This window comes from Pseudooceanicola pacificus (assembly GCF_009789075.1).
Lineage (GTDB): Bacteria > Pseudomonadota > Alphaproteobacteria > Rhodobacterales > Rhodobacteraceae > Pseudooceanicola > Pseudooceanicola pacificus.
Window position 1 is genome coordinate 454322 of sequence record NZ_WNXQ01000003.1, and the last position, 20989, is coordinate 475310.

22 protein-coding genes, 1 tRNA gene and 1 pseudogene are annotated in these 20989 nt (G+C 64.1%); 12 read left to right on the forward strand and 12 right to left on the reverse strand.

The features are described 5' to 3' along the window. Nucleotides 1–41 precede the first annotated feature (41 nt). The 3 genes from GLS40_RS07885 (at nucleotide 42) to GLS40_RS07895 (ending at nucleotide 2576) form a co-directional block, all read left to right on the forward strand. Complete coding sequence (locus GLS40_RS07885) at nucleotides 42–1703, forward strand: ABC transporter permease (RefSeq protein WP_160382192.1); 1662 nt, start codon at nucleotides 42–44, stop codon at nucleotides 1701–1703. Nucleotides 1704–1748: 45 nt separating this feature from the next. Continuing rightward, nucleotides 1749–1824, forward strand: a tRNA-Thr gene (locus GLS40_RS07890). 305 nt (nucleotides 1825–2129) lie between these two features. After that, on the forward strand, nucleotides 2130–2576 hold the full coding sequence (locus GLS40_RS07895; protein WP_160382193.1) for a glycoside hydrolase family protein: 447 nt from the start codon (nucleotides 2130–2132) through the stop codon (nucleotides 2574–2576). Here the strand turns inward: GLS40_RS07895 and GLS40_RS07900 are convergent. The 4 genes from GLS40_RS07900 to GLS40_RS07915 all read right to left on the reverse strand — a co-directional run bounded on the left by GLS40_RS07900 (nucleotide 2563) and on the right by GLS40_RS07915 (nucleotide 4525). Then, nucleotides 2563–2730 (reverse strand): hypothetical protein, encoded by a 168-nt coding sequence (locus GLS40_RS07900; RefSeq protein WP_160382194.1) that lies wholly within the window; start codon nucleotides 2728–2730, stop codon nucleotides 2563–2565. The genes GLS40_RS07895 and GLS40_RS07900 overlap by 14 nt on opposite strands. A gap of 243 nt (nucleotides 2731–2973) precedes the next feature. Continuing rightward, a complete protein-coding gene (locus tag GLS40_RS07905; RefSeq protein WP_160382195.1) occupies nucleotides 2974–3723 on the reverse strand; it encodes a hypothetical protein in 750 nt (249 codons plus the stop codon). A 95-nt stretch (nucleotides 3724–3818) separates the two neighbouring features. Beyond that, the gene (locus GLS40_RS07910) at nucleotides 3819–4229 is read right to left on the reverse strand and encodes a type II toxin-antitoxin system HicB family antitoxin (RefSeq protein ID WP_160382196.1); all 411 of its coding nucleotides are present in this window, start codon (nucleotides 4227–4229) and stop codon (nucleotides 3819–3821) included. Between the two features lie 29 nt (nucleotides 4230–4258). After that, entirely contained in the window at nucleotides 4259–4525 is a 267-nt protein-coding gene (locus tag GLS40_RS07915) for a type II toxin-antitoxin system HicA family toxin (protein ID WP_202075988.1), read from the reverse strand. A 19-nt stretch (nucleotides 4526–4544) separates the two neighbouring features. On the opposite strand from GLS40_RS07915, the gene GLS40_RS07920 reads away from it, so the two are divergent. Further along, nucleotides 4545–4724 carry a hypothetical protein gene (locus tag GLS40_RS07920; protein ID WP_160382198.1) on the forward strand — a complete coding sequence of 60 codons (180 nt, stop codon included), beginning with the start codon at nucleotides 4545–4547 and terminating at the stop codon, nucleotides 4722–4724. Between the two features lie 43 nt (nucleotides 4725–4767). Here the strand turns inward: GLS40_RS07920 and GLS40_RS07925 are convergent. The 3 genes and pseudogenes from GLS40_RS07925 to GLS40_RS07935 all read right to left on the reverse strand — a co-directional run. Then, nucleotides 4768–4890: pseudogene (locus GLS40_RS07925) on the reverse strand (type II toxin-antitoxin system HicB family antitoxin); the annotation flags it as partial. A 125-nt stretch (nucleotides 4891–5015) separates the two neighbouring features. Next, entirely contained in the window at nucleotides 5016–5204 is a 189-nt protein-coding gene (locus GLS40_RS07930) for a helix-turn-helix domain-containing protein (RefSeq protein ID WP_160382200.1), read from the reverse strand. 663 nt (nucleotides 5205–5867) lie between these two features. Then, nucleotides 5868–6887, reverse strand: coding sequence for a zinc-dependent alcohol dehydrogenase family protein (locus GLS40_RS07935; RefSeq protein WP_160382201.1), 1020 nt, complete (start codon nucleotides 6885–6887; stop codon nucleotides 5868–5870). 110 nt (nucleotides 6888–6997) lie between these two features. Between GLS40_RS07935 and GLS40_RS07940 the strand changes: the two genes are divergently transcribed. Continuing rightward, complete coding sequence (locus GLS40_RS07940; RefSeq protein ID WP_160382202.1) at nucleotides 6998–7945, forward strand: AraC family transcriptional regulator; 948 nt, start codon at nucleotides 6998–7000, stop codon at nucleotides 7943–7945. A gap of 56 nt (nucleotides 7946–8001) precedes the next feature. Here the strand turns inward: GLS40_RS07940 and GLS40_RS07945 are convergent, their stop codons facing one another. Continuing rightward, nucleotides 8002–8322, reverse strand: coding sequence for a YciI family protein (locus GLS40_RS07945; RefSeq protein ID WP_160382203.1), 321 nt, complete (start codon nucleotides 8320–8322; stop codon nucleotides 8002–8004). Nucleotides 8323–8335: 13 nt separating this feature from the next. Beyond that, nucleotides 8336–9010 (reverse strand): IclR family transcriptional regulator, encoded by a 675-nt coding sequence (locus tag GLS40_RS18210; RefSeq protein WP_160382204.1) that lies wholly within the window; start codon nucleotides 9008–9010, stop codon nucleotides 8336–8338. Between the two features lie 156 nt (nucleotides 9011–9166). Between GLS40_RS18210 and GLS40_RS07955 the strand changes: the two genes are divergently transcribed. The 7 genes from GLS40_RS07955 to GLS40_RS07985 are packed head-to-tail and all read left to right on the forward strand — an operon-like array spanning nucleotide 9167 to nucleotide 17156. Beyond that, complete coding sequence (locus tag GLS40_RS07955; RefSeq protein WP_160382205.1) at nucleotides 9167–9991, forward strand: citryl-CoA lyase; 825 nt, start codon at nucleotides 9167–9169, stop codon at nucleotides 9989–9991. Nucleotides 9992–10001: 10 nt separating this feature from the next. Further along, nucleotides 10002–11480 (forward strand): aldehyde dehydrogenase, encoded by a 1479-nt coding sequence (locus GLS40_RS07960; protein ID WP_160382206.1) that lies wholly within the window; start codon nucleotides 10002–10004, stop codon nucleotides 11478–11480. Between the two features lie 3 nt (nucleotides 11481–11483). Then, nucleotides 11484–12698 carry a CaiB/BaiF CoA transferase family protein gene (locus GLS40_RS07965; protein WP_160382207.1) on the forward strand — a complete coding sequence of 405 codons (1215 nt, stop codon included), beginning with the start codon at nucleotides 11484–11486 and terminating at the stop codon, nucleotides 12696–12698. Beyond that, a complete protein-coding gene (tcuA, locus tag GLS40_RS07970; protein ID WP_160382208.1) occupies nucleotides 12698–14152 on the forward strand; it encodes an FAD-dependent tricarballylate dehydrogenase TcuA in 1455 nt (484 codons plus the stop codon). Before GLS40_RS07965 ends, tcuA begins: the two co-directional genes overlap by 1 nt. Before the next feature lie 19 nt (nucleotides 14153–14171). After that, complete coding sequence (locus tag GLS40_RS07975; RefSeq protein ID WP_160382209.1) at nucleotides 14172–15215, forward strand: TRAP transporter substrate-binding protein; 1044 nt, start codon at nucleotides 14172–14174, stop codon at nucleotides 15213–15215. 54 nt (nucleotides 15216–15269) lie between these two features. Beyond that, nucleotides 15270–15872: a TRAP transporter small permease gene (locus GLS40_RS07980; protein WP_160382210.1), complete on the forward strand. Its 603-nt coding sequence runs from the start codon at nucleotides 15270–15272 to the stop codon at nucleotides 15870–15872. Beyond that, entirely contained in the window at nucleotides 15873–17156 is a 1284-nt protein-coding gene (locus GLS40_RS07985) for a TRAP transporter large permease (protein ID WP_160382211.1), read from the forward strand. A gap of 149 nt (nucleotides 17157–17305) precedes the next feature. On the opposite strand, the gene GLS40_RS07990 is transcribed toward GLS40_RS07985, so the two are convergent. From GLS40_RS07990 to sigJ, 3 genes are all read right to left on the reverse strand, one after another. Then, a complete protein-coding gene (locus tag GLS40_RS07990; protein ID WP_160382212.1) occupies nucleotides 17306–17800 on the reverse strand; it encodes a DUF2165 family protein in 495 nt (164 codons plus the stop codon). Nucleotides 17801–17830: 30 nt separating this feature from the next. Then, nucleotides 17831–19282: an MFS transporter gene (locus tag GLS40_RS07995; protein WP_202075990.1), complete on the reverse strand. Its 1452-nt coding sequence runs from the start codon at nucleotides 19280–19282 to the stop codon at nucleotides 17831–17833. Between the two features lie 67 nt (nucleotides 19283–19349). Further along, nucleotides 19350–20237 (reverse strand): RNA polymerase sigma factor SigJ, encoded by an 888-nt coding sequence (sigJ, locus tag GLS40_RS08000; protein ID WP_160382213.1) that lies wholly within the window; start codon nucleotides 20235–20237, stop codon nucleotides 19350–19352. Nucleotides 20238–20989: the final 752 nt, after the last annotated feature.

The window sequence follows — 20989 nt, forward strand, 5'->3', positions numbered from 1 at the left end:
CGTGGCTGGACAGTAAAAGCGGTTTGGGGCATGGGCGTGGCATGGTTGAAACTGCGTCACACCCGCTGCGTGACACCCGCGGCCCCTCGGGCTGGTCGCTGGGCGCCGCCGCCATCGCGCTGATCGTCGTCGCGCCCATTGCGGCGGTGGTCTGGATCGCCTTTCTGCCGCTGATCACGGGAGGCGAAAACATCTGGCCGCACCTGATTTCGACCACGCTGCCACGCTACCTGCGCAACACCCTGGTGCTGATGATCGGAGTCGGCGCCCTGGCCGGGGCGGTCGGCACCGGGGCGGGCTGGCTGATCACGCGCTACCGGTTTCCGCTGTCGGGCTTGCTGGAATGGCTGCTGCTGCTGCCGCTGGCGATCCCGGCCTATGTCGGGGCCTATGCGCTGGTCGATTTCCTGGAATATGCCGGCCCGGTGCAGAGCCTGCTGCGCGAGGTCATGGGCTGGCAGAGCGCGCGCGACTACTGGTTCCCCGAGATCCGCTCGCGCGGGGCGGCGGTGCTGGTCCTGGCCGCCGCGCTCTATCCTTACGTCTACCTGCTGACCCGCGCCGCCTTTCGCGAACAGGCCGGCGGGGGCGAAGAGGTCGCCCGCTCCCTCGGCGCCGGCCCCTTCGGACGGTTTCGCCGGGTCGGCCTGCCGCTGGCACGGCCCGCCATCGCGGCCGGTGTGGCCGTGGTGATGATGGAGACGGTGAACGATTTCGGCACGGTCGACTATTTCGCCGTGCAGACCCTGACGGCGGGTATCTTCTCGACCTGGCTGGAAAGCAACAATGCCGGCGGGGCGGCACAGATCGCCTGCGTGATCCTGACGCTGGTCGTGGCGCTGGTGCTGGTCGAAAAGGTCTCGCGCCGCCGCTCGCGGTTCTACAACACCGCGCGGGGGCATCGCCCGGTCACCCGCGTCGCGCTGCGCGGCGTTGCGGGCTGGGCCGCCTGCCTGCTCTGCGTGGTGCCGATCGCCTTCGGCTTCGTCCTGCCCGCCGGGGTGATCCTGGGCCATGCGCTGGACCATGCAGGCGCCTGGAGCGACCCGGCCCTGCTGCGCGCCCTGGGCCACACGCTGACCGTCGGCGGCATCGCGGCGCTGGCAACCGTGGCGGCGGCGGTGTTCCTGGTCTATGGCGTCAGGCTTTCGGGCCGCGCCCTGCCGCGCATGCTGATGCCGGCCACCACCATCGGCTATGCCGCCCCCGGGGCGGTGCTGGGTGTGGGCATCCTGATTCCCCTGGCCCGGCTCGACAACGGCCTGGCGGATTCGGTGTTTGTCCTGACCGGCCACGACATCGGGCTGATCCTCACCGGGTCCTCCTTTGCGCTGATCCTGGCCTATTGCGTGCGGTTCTTTGCCATCGCCCAGGGGGCGACGGATGCCGCAATGGGGCGCATCTCACCCTCGCTGCCGCTGGCGGCCCGCTCGCTGGGGCGGACCCGGGCGCAGGTGCTGCGCGCGGTGCATTTCCCGCTGATCCGGGGCACGCTGGCCTCGGCCCTGCTGCTGGTCTTTGTCGACTGCGTGAAGGAGCTGCCGGCGACCCTGCTGCTGCGCCCGTTCAACTACGACACCCTGGCCACCCGCGTGCACGAACAGGCCAGCCTCGAGAACCTTGGCAATGCGGCCCCGGCGGCGATCCTGGTCATCCTGGTGGGCCTTGCCGCCGTGGCGCTGCTGGCCCGGGCGAACCGATGAACCCACTTGATCGCAGGGCGCCATCCGCGTAAACGGACCGCCGAAGCCCCTATAGCTCAGCTGGTAGAGCAACTGATTTGTAATCAGTGGGTCGGGAGTTCGAGTCTCTCTGGGGGCACCAGGCACTTTCCGTTCGGCGGAAAGTGGCATTCCTTCAAGTTATGGGATGACGCGGCAGAGGACCCTGAGGGTCCGCGAGAACGTCCGGCGGTCGAGATTTCTCCTGACTGGGGCACCATTTTCCATGCGAAGCATCGGAAAAACAAGGAAAAACCGAGGCGGGATTATCTCCGCCCCCAGGTGGTCCCCAGGCTGACGATGTAGTCGAGCACTTCCTGCGCCTTCGCGAAGCTCATTGTTCGGCGTCGGTAGAGCTGGATATGGCCCGCTTCGGCCCAGCGATGGAGGGTCGCGCGTCTTACGCCGATGATCACTTTCGCCTCGCAGGGCCGCAAGGTGAACGGGGCGATCAAGGTGCCGCTCAGGCCGCACCGGTTCGATGCGCTGGTTTCGTTCGACCTTAACGCCGGGGGCATATTCCGCGCGCTGCTGACCAAGGCCATCAACTCGGGCGACCTCTCCGGCGACGGGGTCAGGGGTTGGCTTGAACCCAAGTCGATCATCGATCGGCGGGAGGACGAACAGGCGCTGTTCCGGACCGGGAACTACGACGCCAACGGCGACAAGATCGCAATCTGGCGGGTCGACGAAAACGGCCGCCTGCGCGGGATCGAGCGCACGATCACCGGCCGGAAGTTGCGCGCACTGATGGCCCACGCCGGAAGCAGGCGGAAGGTTGCCACGGACCGTCCCGGTGGGCTGGCGGCATTTTTCGCGGCGCTTGCGAATTGCCTCCGTTTCAATCCGGCATGATCGGAGAAGCCCCATGTCCGATATTCTCGCTGCGGCCGAGCCGCTGATCACTGACCATCTGGTCGCCGTCCTCGTTGCCGTCGTCGGCATCGTCGGCAATGCCGCGCGCTGCCGGCAGCTCCGATCCGACCAGCGATGCCGTGGTCTGTGCCAAGGAATCGATCCCTGACGCCCTGCGCAAGATCGGCGCCAGCGACAGGGCGCTCCGACGCCTCGCAGAGGCCAAGGTGCAGGAGATGGCGGCCCGGGCTCTGACATGATCCGCTGGGGCCTCTGGCTGGCGCTCATGGCCGGTCTGGTGGTCGTGGCGCTGGTTGTGTCACCGGCCGACCGTCCATACCCATGAAGCCTCGATCTAGGCATGTCTAAAAAAGTAGGTGGTGCCGGAAATCTTTTATCATCCGAATTGTCTTAGTAAGTCGCTTAACATTTGCTCGACATCTTTATGGTGCACTACAAGTGTGCCTAAATTGGCCAGGATTGCAGTCGATCCTACAATAACTGTTGATGATGTCTCAAGAAAGAAATCGCGACGAACACTCTTCGGCCCAGTGTCAATGCCGTCGCGGAGCTTGACCAACTTCTTTTTGACCTGCTCAGCGTGTTCTATAATAAGGGTGGCGTCATCCATGTTAATCTGCGATAGGGCGTCTGCTACCCGATCAATTTGGTCGTTGACAAGGGCGACGCCTCCGTCGAGCGCCTGCATTCTCCTTTCTGAAAGTGGCTCGTTCGCCCACTTTTCGTAATGGTCATGAATATAGGCTACTTCTTTCAGAGCGGCATGAAGTTCGGCCATTCTTTGCGAGACTTGATCTTTGCCATTCTTGGCGCGCCACAGTTCCTTGAGCAAGGTCTTGAAGTTTTCATTCCAGTCGTCAAGGATTGGTGCTATCTTCTTTCCAATTTCTTGCCATTTCTCGACCTCCGCTACTCTTGCGCTATGTTGCCATTTTGCGCGAAAGCAAAGGTAAAGAGTTATGATTAGCAGGAGAATTGCCGCGACAACCTTCGGGACAGTCAGCGCGTTGTCAATGATCAGAGGCTTGATCGTTGTTTGGTTGCCGGCACTAAATGTTACGAACAGAGAAACAAAAGCCCAGATAAATATCAGGTTTCGTGTGCCGTTGAATTGCTTGTCGTCCAATTTCCGATGTCCTCGATTCAATCCAATTCGTTAGTTTCCAGACAAACCTATCCAGGTGTGGTTATGGGCTTCTATTTCCTGCAGGTGATAATCCCTCACGCCACCATCGTCTTCAACCGCCGTGCCAGGGCACCGAACGCCGCGTCGAACTGATCCAGCCGCGTTGCATGGTCCGCCTTGAACAGTCGGTCGACCTGGTTGCGGGGCCATCCGAGGGCGCGCATCAGGTCGGCGCGGCTCCATCCCTTCTCCCGCATCGCCCACAACAACTGCAGTTTGATCCCGAGGAGCGAGGACACGGCCGCCATATGCTGGCCTTCGACGGGATGTGGAATCTCGCCGAACGCGGTCAGACGGGCGGCCAGGGCCTCCTCGATCGCGCCGCTGCCGTTTGCCACGGCGTCCTCGACACTCTCACCAAACGACGTAACCTCGGGCAGTTCGGGGCAGGTAACAAGGTAGGTATCGTTGTCGTCAGGCGTCAGCTCTACGCGGTACATCAACATGGTTCTCTCCTTTGTGGGTGACCCCGGCCTCACTTGAGGCCGAGGTCTTTCCTGATCTTGTTCACCAGCCCGGTTTCGGGTTCCTTCCGTCCCCCGTGAACAGGCAACTGGCTGGTCTTGTCCCCCAAACGAACCGTGATGTGCCCGCTGCCGCCCTTGTGCGTTTCGAAGGTGCATCCGTGACGCTTGAGGAGCCTTTTGAGTTCTGCGTTTTTGGTGAAGACAAAGAGCTCCACACTAGTGTGTAAATCAACGGAAATGTGGAGTGCTGCGACCGGGATTGCATAGCCTGGCAAGCGCGATATCTGCCCGGGCATGCAGTTCGACTGGATCCACAGCCAATGTGGGCACCAGACCGAACAGGAGCGGGCGATGCTTGAGGTGATGCAGTTTTATGTGTCGAGTTTCTGGGTATGGCTCGGCCTCACGGTCGGCCTGTGGATGCTCACTGCGGAGGGTCTCATGATGGTGGCCGCAGTGTCTGTCAGAGGCTGATGCGCTGAACGTCACCTGCGCCAACTGCCTCAAGAACGTTTCGCTACCCCACCAGCTCCCGCCGCGCGGCCGACGCCAGGAACGACGACCGCGTCATCCCGCGGCTCTTCGCAAACTGGTCGATGGACCGGAGCAACCCGCGCTCGATCGACACATTCACGCGCTCCGTGGCCGCGTCGGTGGATAAGCAGCCTGGCCCCCAGCGAACCGGGGGCCAGTCTTCAGTTCATCTTGCGCCAGACAAGCAGCAGAACCACCAGGTTCGCAACTCCGAGCGCAATCTGGATTGCCTCAATCATCAATCTTCCTCCAGGGCGGAAGCCCGTAGCTGAGCGCAGCGCAGGCGAGCGCGATGTATCCAGGGGCACCGGTCTGCCGATAGCGAACAACGGTGTTCTTCGATACATCCAGCCGTCTCGCGGCCTCTCGGCCGGAAATGCCTTCCTTGGCAAGCCATGCGTTGAAGTCTTCTGCGGTCATTGAAAACGCTCCGGGCTTCCGCTATAGTTACCGGTGGAGGCCGGGCTTTCGCCCGACCTCCGTGCCTTCACTTCCTCCGGCTGGCGATGATAAGCATTGCTACGCTAACCACCAGTTGGAGGACTTGAAGGGCCAGTCCGATGGAATCCATCTTCTTGGCCGCCGGGGTCCGATCACCTTGCCCTGACCGGGTGGGCTGGTCGGCATCATTGCCTTCTGTGTACCCAATATGGGGCGTTTGGCTATGCCACGCAAGGAAATTCGTACGCATTTTGGTACGAGCGTGGAGCGATACGTATCCATAATGCAAACTTGCATCTACTGCGGACACAGAGTCAGCAAGCCCGTGCCCGACTGAGGCCGATGCCCGGGTGTGTCCTCACACCGGGGCGACCTGATCGGGACCACGTCCGCGGCCTGCGCCCCGGTGACAAACCTCGCCCAGGCCTCCATCACCGGTCTCCTGCGGTCGAGCAGATCGGAGCGGGCGGAGCTGCGCCCTACAGTGCCGCCCACGGCGTGCCAGAGGACCGTCTTGGCGACCTCGTAGCCATAAGCGTCGGTCGTTGCGCCGACGACGAAGCATGTCGAGCACGCGATCGCTCGCGGCGCGGCCGGCAACCCGCCTGGAGTAGAGGTGAACATCGGTCCTGACCCCGGTGGTCAAGCCGCGGGATGGCGGATCACCACCTTTCCGAAATGTCCGCGCCCTTCGAAATAGCTGAAAGCCTCAGGGGCCTGTGCAAAGTCGAAAACCCTGTCGATCACCGGGTGCAGGTCCTGCGCCGCAATTGCCCGGTTCATCGCCTCGAACTGCTGGCGACTGCCAACCGTCGCCCGGTTGATCGTGACGATGGCGCTGCTGATGACACCGGGATCAAAGCCTTCGGCCTCTGACAACACGCCGATCAGATTGATCTGCGCCCCCAAGGCGGCGGATTTGATCGACCGTTCCAGCGTGCCGACACCGCCGACCTCGATTATGTGGTCCACGCCATGCCCGTGCGTGGCCGCGCGAACGGCAAGATGCCAATCGGGGTCTTCGCGGTAGTTGACCGTGACATCGGCACCCATAGCAGAAAGCCGGGCGGCCTTCTCAGCGCTTGATGTCGTGGCGATCACGCGCGCGCCCATGGTCTTGGCGAACTGCAGCGCAAAGATCGAAACCCCGCCGGAGCCTTGCGTCAGCACCGTCTCCCCCGGCAGGACCGGGCGGAAGGCCGTCAGCGCCGACCAGGCCGTCACGGCCGCGCAGGGCAAGGTCGCCGCCTCTTCAAACGACAGCTGATCGGGAATGCGCACGCAGGCACTTTCGTCAGCCAGGCGAAGCTCGGTCAGCCAGCCGTCTTCCGTGAGGTTGGGCTGAACGCTGACCGCCTCGGCCGAAATCGGACCCGCGATCCATTTGGGCATGAACGTGCCCGCGACGCGGTCGCCGATCTTGAACCGCGTCACCCTGGGCCCGACAGCAATCACCTCGCCCGCGCCATCGGAGACGGGCACACGCCCGGCGCCGGGACCGTTTCGGCCATATGTCCCTTTGAGGATCAGCAGATCGCGATAGTTGAGAGAGCTTGCCCTGACGCGGATGAGCACATCCCGGTCGCCCGGGGTCGGAGCGTCGTGATCCTTGAGGACAAGCGGGATCGGCGAGACTGACCTGTCGATATGGTAGCTGCGCATCGGAAATCTCCTTTCAGTTGGACTGAAAAGATATCGACGGAGACGATCATATCTATCGCTAGAATGCCAATTCTATATACTGATCGTCCAGATCCTCTGAGGGCTTGGACATGGACACCTTGACGGACATCCTTAGGACAATCCGGCTGCGCGGCGCGATACAGGCGCGGTTGGTGGCGCGGGGACGATGGGGGATCGACTTCGCCGCGTCCACGAGACTGCGCTTTGCGCTGGTGACGGACGGGGCCTGCAGCCTAGTTGCGGACACCTCGGCCGAGGCAACCCGGCTGCGACGTGGCGATTGTTTTCTGCTGGTCGGCCCCGATCCCTTTTCGCTGCGCGATCAGCCGCACTCCCCGACGCGACCCTGCGCCGAGATCCTTGATCAGTTCACGACAAGGAGACTGGCAGAAATCGGTCACGGCGAAGAAAGCGCGCAGCTTCTGCTGGGCTGGTTCACATTCGAGCGCGGCAGCCTGGATATTCTCGCGTCGCTCTTGCCGCCCGTGACCTGCTTCAGCTTGTCCCAGTCCCGCTTTCGCACGACCGAGGCGGCGCTTGAGCTCCTCGAGCTAGAGGCAACCAGCACCGCACCCGGGGCAGATCTGATCGTGGGCCGCCTGGGCGATATTCTTTTGGTCGAAGCCATTCGCGCCAATCTCGCAGCCGCCGGGTCGCATCGGCCGGGCTTGCTGGCCCTGCTTGCCGATCCCAGACTGGCGCGCACGCTGCACGCGATCCACGGCGACGCAAGTCACCCCTGGACCCTGGGCGAGATGGCAAAGCTGGCCGGGATGTCGCGCTCGGCCTTCGCGGCCCGGTTCCGCAGCACGGCAGGACAGCCGGCGATGGATTATGTCCTGTCATGGCGCATGAGACTGGCCACCCTAAAGCTCCAAGACGCCAATATGCCCCTCTCGCAGGTTGCCCGGTCAGTCGGATACGAGGCCGACAGCGCCTTCGGTCGTGCCTTCAAGCGGGTGATCGGCCTGTCGCCCGGTGCCTATCGCCAGACTGTTCTGGATGGCACCGCCAGACCGTGGGATCAAACACATTGACGTAAGATTTGCGCGGCCTCGCCTTGGCGCGATCTACGGACAGGCTTCGCAGAAGATCACGATGTCGGACCGGCCAAGGCGGTCAGGATACCGGGCGCACCAAGACTGGGGTGAAACTCGGTGATCGAAACGGTCGCGAGGCCGAGCGTGACAAACGGGTCAGACATGGCCCGTTCCCTGACGGCCTCGATCGAGTCGCCCGAGGCCAGGATCACGCCGCCGGTTCGCGGGTTCTTGCGACCGGAGGCCAGAAATGCACCGTCGGCATACCCTCGATTCAGGTAGTCGAGATGGGCAGGTATCGCCTTGTCGATCTCTGAGAGCGGTCGATCATAGGTCAAGTCGAGTATGAACAGTTTCGTTTCAGTACCGTTCATTTCGGATATCCTTTCACTGTTGAGAGTTCAGCCGGTGTGACGCGGCTTGCAACACCGCGAGGGCTGCGTTCCGTGCATCCTGGTCCAGGCGGAATGTCGGGCCGGACACACCAAGGGCGCCGCGAATGCCCCCGGTCGGGTCGAGCACCGGAACGGCCAAAGCGGTCACATTGGGGGTGCGCTCGCCTTCGGAGATGGCGAAGCCCGCGGTGCGGATCGCGTCGTCCTCTGGCCTTGCGTCGTCGGAGAAAGCGCGCAGGACATGCGCGCCGGCTCCGCGGTCCATGGTCAGCCGGGCGCCTTCGTCGAGGTCGAATCGCAATGAATGCGGAGAGGTTTCGCGGAACAAGCAGACCCGGTCGTCCCCCTCCCGGACATAGAATGTCGCCGTTTCCTTGGTCTTCTCGACAATCTCGCGCAACACGGGCCGGATGACTTCGGCCTGCTCGAATCCCTTGCTGTAGAGCGATCCCAGCCGCCAGAGACTGGGCCCGACCCGGAACTCACCGGTCGGTCGCCTGACGATGTAGCCATAGCGTTCCAGTGACCCGCAGAGCCGCAGGATCGTGCTCATGTAAAGTCCTGTCAGCTCACTGATTTCCGTCAGCGTCAGTTCCCGGTCCGCCGCCGAGAAGCACTCGATGATGGATAGGGCTCGCTCCACGGCTTCAACCCGTTGCTCTTTCACGAAGCGTCCTCCGGCTGGTTTCGGGCACCAAGATAATCCGGCTTTCGGGAACTGGCAAAGGAATTTCTGTCTGGCAGAAGTGAGTTTCTATTTTATTGATCGACCTGTCCGGCACGGCATAACGTCGCCCCCAAGACGACAAGGGAGGGTCGGACAATGGATCAGTCGAACGATGTCGCGTCGTGGTGGAGAACTTCCATCATCGACATGGAGCCGGGCCGGATCGGCCTCCGCGGCTACGACATCGCCGATGTCATCGACCATGCCGGGTTCGTTCAGATGATCTGGCTCATGACCCGCGGTGACCTGCCCAGCCCCGAACAGGCACGGCTGCTGGAGCGGGCGCTTGTCGCCTCGGTGGACCACGGGCCCCAGGCCCCCTCGATCGCGGTGGCGCGGATGGCCGTGACCTGCGGGGTCGGACTGAACGGGGCCATCGCCTCGGCGGTCAATCTTCTGGATGATGTGCATGGCGGTGCCGGCGAACAGGCTGTCGAGCTTCTGACCAGGGTGGTCGACCTGATCCGCGACTTCGCGTCGCCGGAAGAGGCGGCGAACCGGGCGCTGGACGGCTGGACCGCCGCGCATGGCCCTATTGTCCCCGGCCTTGGGCACCGGTTCCACAAGGACGGCGACCCGCGGTCGCCCGCGCTTCTTGCCGCCGTTGACGCGGCCCGTGACGCGGGCGTGGTCTCGGGCGATTTCGCCCTGGCGGCCCGCGCGGTCGAAGCGGTCCTGTCGCACCGCAAGGGGCGCAGGATCCCGATCAACATAGATGGCGCGACCGCCGTGATCTTCGCGGAGCTCGGCTTCGCCGGACCCCTGGCGCGCGGTCTGTTCTGCCTGTCGCGATCGGTCGGCATCCTCGCCCACGCCTGGGAACAGATGCAGCAGGGCGGTCGGAACAAGGGGCCGACACCGCCAGCCTATCGCTGGCTCTACGACGGCGCGGCGCCGCGCCGGATCGCAATCGACAACTGACGGACAGATGATGACCACTTACGATCTTTATATCGGCGGGCGCGATGTGCCGCCGGGCAGCGGACAGTATTTCGACACGGTCGAACCCTTTTCCGGCAATGCATGGGCGCGGATTGCCCGGGGCACGGCCCAGGATGCCGACACGGCCGTGCGCGCGGCCCATGCCGCCTTTGAACACAAGGACTGGCGCGATATCACGGCCACCCGTCGCGGGGCGATCCTGCGCAGGTTCGCGGATCTTATCGTGGCGCATGCGGACAGGCTGGGGCAGATCGAACAGCGCGACAACGGCAAGCTGATCGCAGAGGTCAGCGGTCAGGTGCGCGGCGTGGCGGAATGGTTCCATTATTACGCGGGCCTTGCCGACAAGGACGGCGGACGGGTCATCCCGATCAACAAACCCGGGGTCTTCAACTACATCCGGCACGAACCGCTTGGCGTTGTCGTCGCGATCACGCCGTGGAACTCGCCGCTGGCGCTGACCGCGTGGAAGCTGGCCCCGGCGCTGGCTGCGGGCAATACAGTGGTCGTCAAACCGTCGGAATTCACCTCGGCCTCGCTGATCGAACTGGCGCGTCTGGGGACCGAGGCAGGGTTGCCCGCAGGGGTCCTGAACGTCGTGACCGGGTTCGGGGCGGAAATCGGCGATGCGCTGGTGCGCCATCCGCTGACCCGCAAGGTCGCCTTCACCGGCGGCGAGGCCGGGGGCAGGGCGGTGAACATCGCGGCGGCCGAAGGGTTCAAATCGGTGACGCTGGAGCTGGGCGGGAAGTCCCCGAACATCATCCTCGCCGATGCGGATCTGGATCAGGCCATCAAGGGCGCGGTCTCGGGCATATTCGGGGCTTCGGGGCAGACCTGCATGGCCGGGTCCCGTCTTCTGGTGCATGACAGCTGCCATGACGCCGTTGTCGCTGGCCTGGTCGAGGTGCTGAAGTCCGCAAGGATCGGCGACCCGTCGGACTTTGAGACGCAGATCGGCCCGATCGCGACGCGCCCCCAGTGGGAAAAGATCCTCGGCTATGTCGAGATCGCCAAGGCCGAAGGGGCCGTGCTGGAATATGGCGGATACGCGCCGGAAGGGCCCCAATACGGCTGCGGGCAGTTCGTCGTCCCGGCCATCTTCACCGGCGTGTCCAATGACATGCGGATCGCGCAGGAGGAGGTCTTTGGTCCCGTCCTGTCGGTCATCCGCTTCTCTGACGACGAAGAGGCGCTGCGGATCGCCAACGACACCCGTTTCGGGCTGGCGGCGGCGGTCTGGACCCGAAGTCTGGAGCGCGCGATGCACTTCGTGGACCGGCTTCAGGCTGGAACGGTCTGGGTGAACAACTACCGCTCGACCAGCTTCACCACGACGTTCGGCGGCTACAAGGACAGCGGCCTGGGTCGCGAAGGCGGACCGGATGCCATGCGGGAATTCCAGCAGGACAAGAGCGTCTGGATCACCGGCAGCCCCAATCGCGCCAACCCTTTCGTGCTGGGTTGACACATGAGCCGCAACACTCCTCCGCCCCTGTCCGGCATGCGCGTCCTGGATTTCGGTCACACCGTCATGGGCCCCTGCTGCGGCGCGATCCTCGCCGATATGGGGGCCGACGTGATCAAGATCGAACCCGTGGGGCAGGGTGATCCGACCCGCCATCTGGGCGGGTTCGGAAGCGGCTATTTCGGGTTCTTTGCGCGGAACAAGAAAAGCGTCGCGATCGACCTGAAGACCCGGACGGGCAGGGACCTGGCCAAACGGCTGATCGCCGGGGCCGATGTGCTGGTCGAGAACTTCGCGCCGGGCACGATGGAGCGGCTTGGCCTCGACTACGAAACCTTGCACGCCGAAAACCCCCGGCTCATCTTTGCCAGCCTCAAGGGCTTCATGCCCGGGCCTTACGAAGACCGTCTGGCGCTGGACGAGGTTGTCCAGATGATGGGCGGGCTGGCTTTCATGACCGGGCCCTCGGGGCGCCCGCTGCGCGCCGGGACCTCTGTCGTCGATATCGCCGGCGGCATGTTCGCGGTGATCGGCATCATGGCCGCCCTGCGCGACCGCGATGTTACGGGGCAGGGGCAGAAGGTCGAAACGGCCCTCTACGAATCCCTCGTCTACCTGATGGGCCAGCACCTGTGTTACGCCGAGCGGTCCGAAACGCCGATCCCGCCGATGCCTGAACGTGTTTCGGCCTGGGCGATCTACCAGATATTCCAGACCGCCGATCACAAGCCCGTCTTCCTGGGGCTGACCACGGACAACCACTGGCAGCGCTTCTGCGCAATCCTGGGATGGCAGGACTTCTTGGATGACCCCGATCTGTCCACCAACAACCTGCGCGTTGCCGCCAACGGCCGGATTGCCGACCGGATCACGGCCCTTTTTGCGGGCATGCCGCAGGTCGAGGTTCTGGCCCTTCTGGAACGGGCCAAAGTGCCTTTCGCCCCCGTTCGCCGGCCGGAAGATCTTTTCGACGACCCGCATCTGGGCGCGACCGGCGGGTTGATCGCCACCGAGTTGCCCGACGGCACGGTGACCCGGTTGCCCCGCCTGCCGATCCGCCTGTCCGACAGCGCGCTCGCAGAGGTCACCAGCCCGCCACAGCTGGGCCACGACACTATCGCCCTGCTGCGGGAGGCGGGCGTCAATGAAGCAACGATTGAGAAGGCGATCGCCGAAGCCGCGATACAGGCCGAAGCGAACACGAAGGGAGAGGTGTGATGGAAGAGGAAACAACAGATGTCCTGGTCGTCGGCTGCGGCATTGCCGGGCTCTGTGCGGCGGTCACTGCGCTGCAGCAAGGGGCCAGGGTCACCGTGCTGGAACGGGCGCCGAAAGAAGACTTCGGCGGCAACACCCGTTGGACCGAAGCCTACATGCGGATGAAGAACGATGCCGAGATCGCGGACGATTTCGCCGAGCATTTCATGCAGAACCCCGGTGCCAACCTCGATCCGAATGTCGAGCGCGCGGTGACCGGGGAGTCCACCAGCTGGCCCGCCTATGTCCGCGCCCATCCCATGCCCGATCCCGAGGTGATCTTCACCTTCGCCGATCAGGTTCCTTCGACCATTTCGTGGCTCAAGGAGTTCGGGCTGAAATTCGGCCCGCAGCCGATCTACCTGCTGACGCAGAACACCCACAGGATCGCCGCGCAGGGTGGCGGGCTGGCCCTGATTGAGCGGCTGAATGCGGAAGTCGAAAAGCTGGGCGGAGAGATCCTTTACGAGACCGCCGCGCACGACCTGATCCGGTCCGAGGACGGGACCGTGTGCGGCGGTCTTTGCAAGGCCGCGGACGGCACGGCGCTTCGTATCAGGGCAAAGTCGACCGTGCTGGCCTCGGGCGGGTTCCAGGGCAATCCCGAGATGATGGCGCGCTACATCGGCCCGCGCGCGTCCTACATGCGGCCCGTCGCGCGCGGCGGCTATTACAACCGCGGCGAAGGCATCCGCATGGCGCTGGAGGCAGGCGCCGCCCCCGCCGGGGAGTTCAGTTCCTACCACGCCGAACCGGTCGACCCGCGGTCGCAGGAAGCCGAGGCGGTGGTATTCATCTACCCGTACGGCATCCTGGTGAACAATCGCGGGCGGCGCTTCATTGACGAAGCTCCCGGCACCGTCGACGCCCATTATGACAACATTTCGCGCAGCTTCGCTCATCAGCCCGACGGGATCGCCTGGGTGATCTTTGACGATCAGGTCGATGATATCCCGCGCTGGCAGAGCTCGATCCGGTCGGACATTCCGCCGGTCGAGGCGCCCACGATTGCCGCACTGGCCGAGAAACTGGGCCTGCCGGTCGAGAACCTGACGACGACGGTGGATGACTTCAACGCCGCCTGCCCGGAGATCGCAGATTTCACGCCGTTCGAGATCGACAATGCAGCGACGCGGGGGATCGAGCCGCCGAAATCGAACTGGTCGAGACCGCTGACCAGGGCACCGTTCCGTGCCTACCCGTTGATCTCCAGCGTCTGCTTCACCTTCGGCGGGCTGAAAGTGAACAACCGCGCCGAAGTTGTCGACACGGAAGGCCGGACCATACCCGGGCTGCTCGCCGCCGGCGAAACCATGGGAATTTACCATCAGGTCTACACCGGATCGACCTCGGTCCTGCGCGGGGCCGTGTTCGGCCGGATCGCAGGCATGACCGCTACTGACTCACAAAAGTGAAACCCTGAGGGAGGGGAACATGAAGCCAATCGGGAAAACTTGCCAGGTCGCGGTGCTGACCTCTGCGCTGTTCGCGGCACCGCTTGCCGCGCAGGAGGCCGTGAACCTCAAGGTGGTCGGCACCTGGGGCTACCTCAACACGTGGAACCAGGTCGAAAAACCGTTCTGGACCGAAGAGCTCAAGGCCGCGTCGAACGGCAAGATCACGGTCGAGGCCCTGCCCATGACCGAGGTGGGCCTCAAGGGGTTCGAGGTGATGCGGATGCTGCAACTGGGGGTCTTTGACGGAGCCCACGGCATCATCTCCTATCTCGGGGATGATCCCGTTGCCGAAGGTGCGGATCTTGCGGGTGTGGTCCAGACATGGGACGAGGCCAAGGCCGCCGTCGCCGCGTATGAACCGGTTCTGGCCGAAAGCTTCGACAAGACCTACGACGCCAAATTGCTGGGGGTCTATCCTTTCCCGAGCCAGCTGCTTTACTGCAATGCTCCGATTTCCGGCCTTGCGGACCTGAAGGGCAAGAAGATCCGCTCTTACTCCAAGTCGATGAGCGATCTGTTCACGGGGCTCGGCGCAACTCCGGTCACGATTGCCTTTGGTGAGGTCGTGCCGGCCCTTCAACTGGGCACCGTCGACTGCGCCGTATCCGGCACATTGCCGTCCTACACATCAGGCTGGGGCGAGGCGACCACCCATCTGGTCCGGCTTTCCACCGGATACGCCTTCAGCTTTGCGGCCGTCAGCAAGGTGTCCTGGGACCGCATGGACGAAGAGACCCGGGACATCATCGCCTCCAACGCCGGCGCCATGATCGACCGCGCGTGGGAGATCGGGCAGAAAGACGACGAAATGGGCATCGCCTGCCTGACCGACGGCCCCTGCGAGGTTGGTGACCCGGCCGGACTTGTCGATGTCGCGCTCTCCGACGCGGACCGCGCGCAGCTGGCGGACGTGTTGCAGGCGACGGTTCTCGAATCCTTCGGCGCGCGGTGCGGGGCCGCGTGTTCCGCGACCTGGAACGAGACCATCGGCAGGGCGGTCCATCTGACCATCGCCGAGTGATCAACCGTGTGACGACCGCCGGTCGGCATGTCCGGCGGTCGTACGGAGGAGGAAATGATGAACACCTGGGACCGCTTCAGCAGCCGGATGAACAAAGCCCTGACCGTGACCGGGGCCTGCCTGATCCTTGCGATTGCCATCGGGATCACGGCCGAGATCCTGTTGCGCAAGATTTTCAACGAAACGCTTGGCGGCATGGACGAACTGGCCTCTTACGGGTTTGCGATATTCACCGCACTGGCCTTCAGCGTGGCCGCCCTGGCACGCGCCAATATCCGAATTGACGTCCTGCGGTCCTGGTGTCCCAGGCCCGCCCGGGTGGCGCTGGATCTGCTGGCGCAGATCGCCCTGATCGCCTTTGCCGGCTTCCTGACGTGGCGCGCGACGCTGCTGGTCGGCGCATCCTGGGCAAAGGGCACAACCGCCATCACGCCGCTGGCAACGCCCGTCGCCTGGCCGCAATCCGTCTGGCTTGCCGCGCTTTGGGTCTTTGTCACCATTCTATGCGTCATGTTCGGCCTGTCCGTCCGGGCCCTGCTGCGCGGGGACGATGCGGCTTTGGCCACGCTGGCCGCCCCTGTCGGCGAACTGGATGAGCTTGCCCCGCAACAGCACACGATCACCGAGGCTCTGACCACCGGGGCAAAGGAGGCCTGAATGCTCGCGACATCCCTATTCCTGCTGTTCGGACTTGTCCTTCTCAGCATCTCGGTCGCGGCCTCTCTGGGCCTTCTGGGACTGATCCTGGGCGCTATCTATTCCCCCATGCCGCTGTATCGCGGCCTTGCAGACATCGTCTGGGTGAACGCGATCGAATTTCTTCTGCTGGCGATCCCGTTGTTCGTCTTCATGGGCGAAGTCCTGCTGAGATCAGGCATCGCCGCGCGCATGTACGAGGCGCTGACCAAATGGCTGGCCTGGCTGCCGGGCGGGCTGATGCACACCAACGTGGGGGCGAGCGCGCTGTTCGCGGCGACCTCCGGTTCCAGCGTTGCAACGGCGGCCACCATCGGGACGGTCGCCCTGCCAGAGGCCGAAAGCCGCGGCTACAACGAACGGCTGTTTCTGGGATCGCTGACGTCGGGCGGCACTTTGGGGATCCTTATTCCGCCCTCCATCAACCTGATCATCTTCGGCCTTCTGACCAACACCTCGGTGCCCGATCTCTATATGGCTGGGCTGGTGCCCGGGCTCTTGATGGCGTCGATCTTTACCATGACAGTGCTTGTCGCCTGCCTGATGCGGCCCGGCTGGGGCGGCGCGCGCATCACCTGCACCTGGGCCGAACGCTTGCGTGCTCTTCCCGAATTGATCCCGCCAGTCCTTATCTTCCTGCTGGTCGTCGGTTCGATCTACGGCGGTCTGGCAACCCCGACCGAGGCTGCCGGGCTTGGCGTCGTCGGCGCGCTTGTGCTGGCCGGCGCACGCAAAGCCCTGTCCTGGCCTATGCTCCTGTCCGCCGCCGAGGCGACAATGCGGACCACAGCCATGGTCATGCTGATCGTGCTGGCGGCCATGTTCCTGAACTTCGTTCTAGGCGTCATCGGGCTGACCCAGGCGCTTGCGAGTTTCGTGGCGCAGTTGGGGTGGAGCCCGACCGCCATGATGTTCGCCATCGTGGTCTTTTACCTGATCCTGGGCTGTTTTCTGGAAACCCTCTCGATGCTCATCACGACGGCACCGCTCATCACCCCCATTGTCATCGGCCTTGGGTTCGACCCCGTCTGGTTCGGGGTCCTGATGATGGTGCTGCTGGAAATGGCGCTGCTGACGCCACCGATCGGGATCAACCTCTACGTGGTTCAGTCCGTGCGCCGCAAGGGCACCCTGACGGATGTCGTGATCGGAACGCTGCCGTTTCTGGCTGCCATGATGGTGATGGTTGTCCTGCTGATCGCCTTTCCGGGCATCGCACTCTGGCTGCCGAAGGCGCTCGGATGAGCGTCCCGGGTGTTCGCGCCGGACCGTGGTGACAGGTTCGGCGAAATTTTCCGGTTGGTCCATCGGGGCCAAATGGCCGGTTTGCAACCCTGCATGGCGTGCAGCCGAGGATCAGCGACGGGGCTGGTCCCTGGCTCGCACCCTGCCGGTCATACCGGAATGTTGATCAAGAGCGCGCCCACCGCCCCGAGACCGATTAACATGAGGTGGGTGATCTGCATGCCCTCCTGCCGGATGTAATAGGCGAACCACGCACCGCCGAGCAGCATCACGAACCCCAACGCCAGGACACCGCTGAGCGCCAGATTGGCGCGCAAAATGGCCTGCGCGACATCCAGCGCGCCCAGGATCGCCAGGGCGAAGCTGAACGCCGCACGGGCAAGCAGGATTGCGACCGCCAGTTCCAGGGCCACGACCGCGCTGTAGACAAGCCTGTGCCAGCCGGGCGACAGGACGCGGCGTTTCAGCAACGGACTGTCGATGGCCGGGTCCTGATCGAACATCCGCATGCTCATCAACGCGCCGACCGAGGCCGCACCGCCCCGGAATGCGGTCATATTGTTGAGCGAGACCACGGCAAGCCACAGCGCCAGTCCGCAGATGAAAACGAGTTTGACAAGAAGCAGCGATGCGAGGGGGGTCATGATTGAGGCTCCAATTCCAGGGGGTTGCAGTCAGCGCGGTGTCATCCCGGGCCGGGCAGCCCGGCGCGCGGCCGGTATGCAGAGGGCCGGTGCCAGCGCGAACAGGCCGAACAGCCAGAGAGCCGCGTTCGAGGCCCCCGCGACACCGCCCGGTTGCGTGATGCCCGAAAGGTTCGCCACCATTCCCGCGGTCGCCGCCCCAAGGGCCGTTGCAAAGAGCTGCACGGTGGTGATGGCCCCAGCGGCAATGGCCTGCTCGTCCGGGGACGCCCGTTGAAAGACCATCGTCACGACATGTGGCCAGGCCAGGCCGATGCTGGCGCCCACCAGACCAAGCGACCCGCAGACCGGTGCGAGACCGATCCAGCTGCCGCTGCCGACGACCGGCATGAACACGGCCAGCACGGTGAGTCCGATCAGGCCAAGCACCGGGCTGATGGTGATCGCCCCTGGCGCGCTGCGGCTGTTCAGGTTCGCACTGAAAAGCGATGCCAGCGTCCAGCCGATGGCCATCAGGGCCGCCAGGTAACCGGCGATCAATGGCGACTGCCCATGCAGAACCTGAAGCAGGTAGGGCACATAAATCTCGGGTTGCATGCCGATCACCAGAAGCGCGATGACGGCGTAGAGCGCCCCAAGCGGCCCTGTCACCTTCAGCGCGCCGCGCGGCAACAGGCGCGTGCCGGATCGCGCTTCCACCGCCATCAGCAGACCTGCCAGCACAAGCGTCATGCCGATCCCGATGAGGTTCCAGTACAGCGCCTCGCCCAGGCTGCCGGCAGAGAGCGCGATGACCGTCGCCGTCAGAAGGACGAGCTGGGCAAGCGGCAGCCGCGATGGCTTTTCGTCGCTGTCCGCTTTGCCGGGCAGGGTCGCATGGGCCAGGATCGCGAAGACCAGGATGAAAGGGATCAGCGACCAGAACGCCGCGCGCCAGGCACCGAGTTCGGCGAAGATGCCGCCAATTGCAGGCCCGGTCAGCGTGGCGATGCCCCACATCGCCGAAATCAGGCCGATTGCCCGGGCCCAGTGGTGGTCCGCAAAGACGAGGCGGATCACGCCATAGGCAAGTGCATATAGGAAACCGCCGCCGAACCCCTGCACGAACCGACCCGCAAGAAGAACCGGCATGTTGGGGGCAAGGGCGCAGAGGATGGTGCCCGTCCCGAAGAGAAGCGCCGCCACTCCATAGGCCCCCCGCGCGCCGACCCGCTGCAGCAATCGTGCCGATAGCGCCGAGCCGAGGATCGAGGCCACAACGAAGACCGTCGTGCTCCAGGCATAATAGTCGAGCCCGCCGATATCGGCGACAACCGAGGGCATGATGGTGATGGCGATGTAGATGTTGAGCGCATGCAGCGCCACGCTGCCGCCAAGCGCCAGCGAAAATATCGCGTTCCTGCCCCGAAACAGCTCGGCCCATGTGGGCGCGGTCACGGCTTCGGATTTGGGCATGTCTGTGGAAATACCTTGCTCAGGCATTGTTGAACCTCGTGAGTTTTGGGTTGCGCGGGCAGTGGCCCCTGGCCGGTCGGCCGCTGAGCTGAGGCTAGTGGATGGCGCCCTTGCGGATCTCGGTCAGCTTGTCGGGATTGCGCATGATGAAGACGTCGCGCACCCTGCCAGCCGCGTCGTAGTCGAACGTGACGATGCCCACGGTTGTCTGATCGCGTGTCAGGACAAAGCCCCGCGCGCCGTTGATATCGGCGCGCTCCCACTGGTAGTCGGCCCACCACTCGCGCAGCCTGTCGGTCAGGAAGGCAAGCACCTCGGTCCGCCCCGTCAGGGTGCCCAGGACGGACGGAACCTTGCCGCCGCTGTCCGCACTGAGCCGGATATCTTCGGACATCAGTTGGACCAGGCGGGTCGGCGTTCCGCTGGTAATCGCCGTCTGGAACGCGGCCAGCAGTTCCTCCTGGCGGGCGAGCGGCGTCACATGCCTGACGGCGGCGTTTTCGATGTCGGTCCTGGCGCGCGAAACCAGCTTGCGACAGGCGTCTTGCCGGATGTCGAGGGTCGCGGCGACATCGGGATAGGACACATCGAAGATATCGTGCAGCAGATAGGCCGCGCGGGCCTTTGGCGTCAGACGTTCGAGCATCAGGAGGAAGGCGGTCGTCAGCGACGAGGCGAGGTCCAGCTTGTCCTCGGTGTCATCCTCGATCGGTGTATGGATCGGCTCAGGCAGCCACGCACCGACATAGTCGACCCGTGCGCGGTGTGCCGCCCGCAGCAGGTCGAGACAGCGCCTAGTGCAGACGGTCGTCAACCATGCGCCGGGATTGTCGATCGCGGCACGATCGGCATGCTGCCACTTCAGAAAGGCATCCTGCACCGCATCCTCGGCATCGGCGCGCGAGCCAAGAATGCGATAGGCCAGTCCCATGAGGTTGGGGCGGGCCGCCTCGAACACGCTGACGAAATCTCGATCGGGCACGGCTAGGGCCTCACCGTCAGGACAGTCGCCGGAGCGTTCGCGGCTGCCGTTTCGCCGGTGGTCTCAAGACAGGCGGCGCGCGGCGCGCGACGGTCGGTTCTGGCATCGGTCATCGTCTCTCCCTTCGTAAAACGTCGGCCTATACACTGCTGACGATCCTGCGCCTGCTCGTGTGACATCTGACGTTTCGAGGTCCGCCGAGAACATGGATCAAACATGAACCCGACAGCGGAAGGCAAGCGGCCGACACTGTGGCCGAAGCCGACCAGAGGCCCGATGTGCCCAACCAGGGCCGGGGCCGGACCTTCGGCAGCGGCATACTGACGGATGGCGGCCGTTTCCGGCTTCTGGCGGTGGCCGAGGATTACAGCCGGGCGTACATGGCGCTGGTGACGGACATCTGGCGCCCGGCTGACGGTCTGGCCGCGCGCAGGGTTCGGCCTGAGCTGCTGTCCGAATGTCCGTCGTCCGGGCAGAACATCAGGCCGCGGATTGCATCGACCGGGTGCCGAACGCGCGGTTCTCCGCCCGGATCGCGTGAACCTCCGCCGAGCCCTCCTCGAGGCGCCGTGACATTGCGGCGTTGGTCTCGTGCGTCTGGTTCAGCACTGTGCACTGCTCTTCCCGGACAGCTGCCAATGGCGGGTTTCGGTGGAAGACTCAGGCGCGTGCCAACGCCAGCTCCAGGTGCAGCCGCTCTGCAGAAGGCAAGGGGTGGTCGCCAGAATGCGCCCTCCCGGTCTGGAGACGAG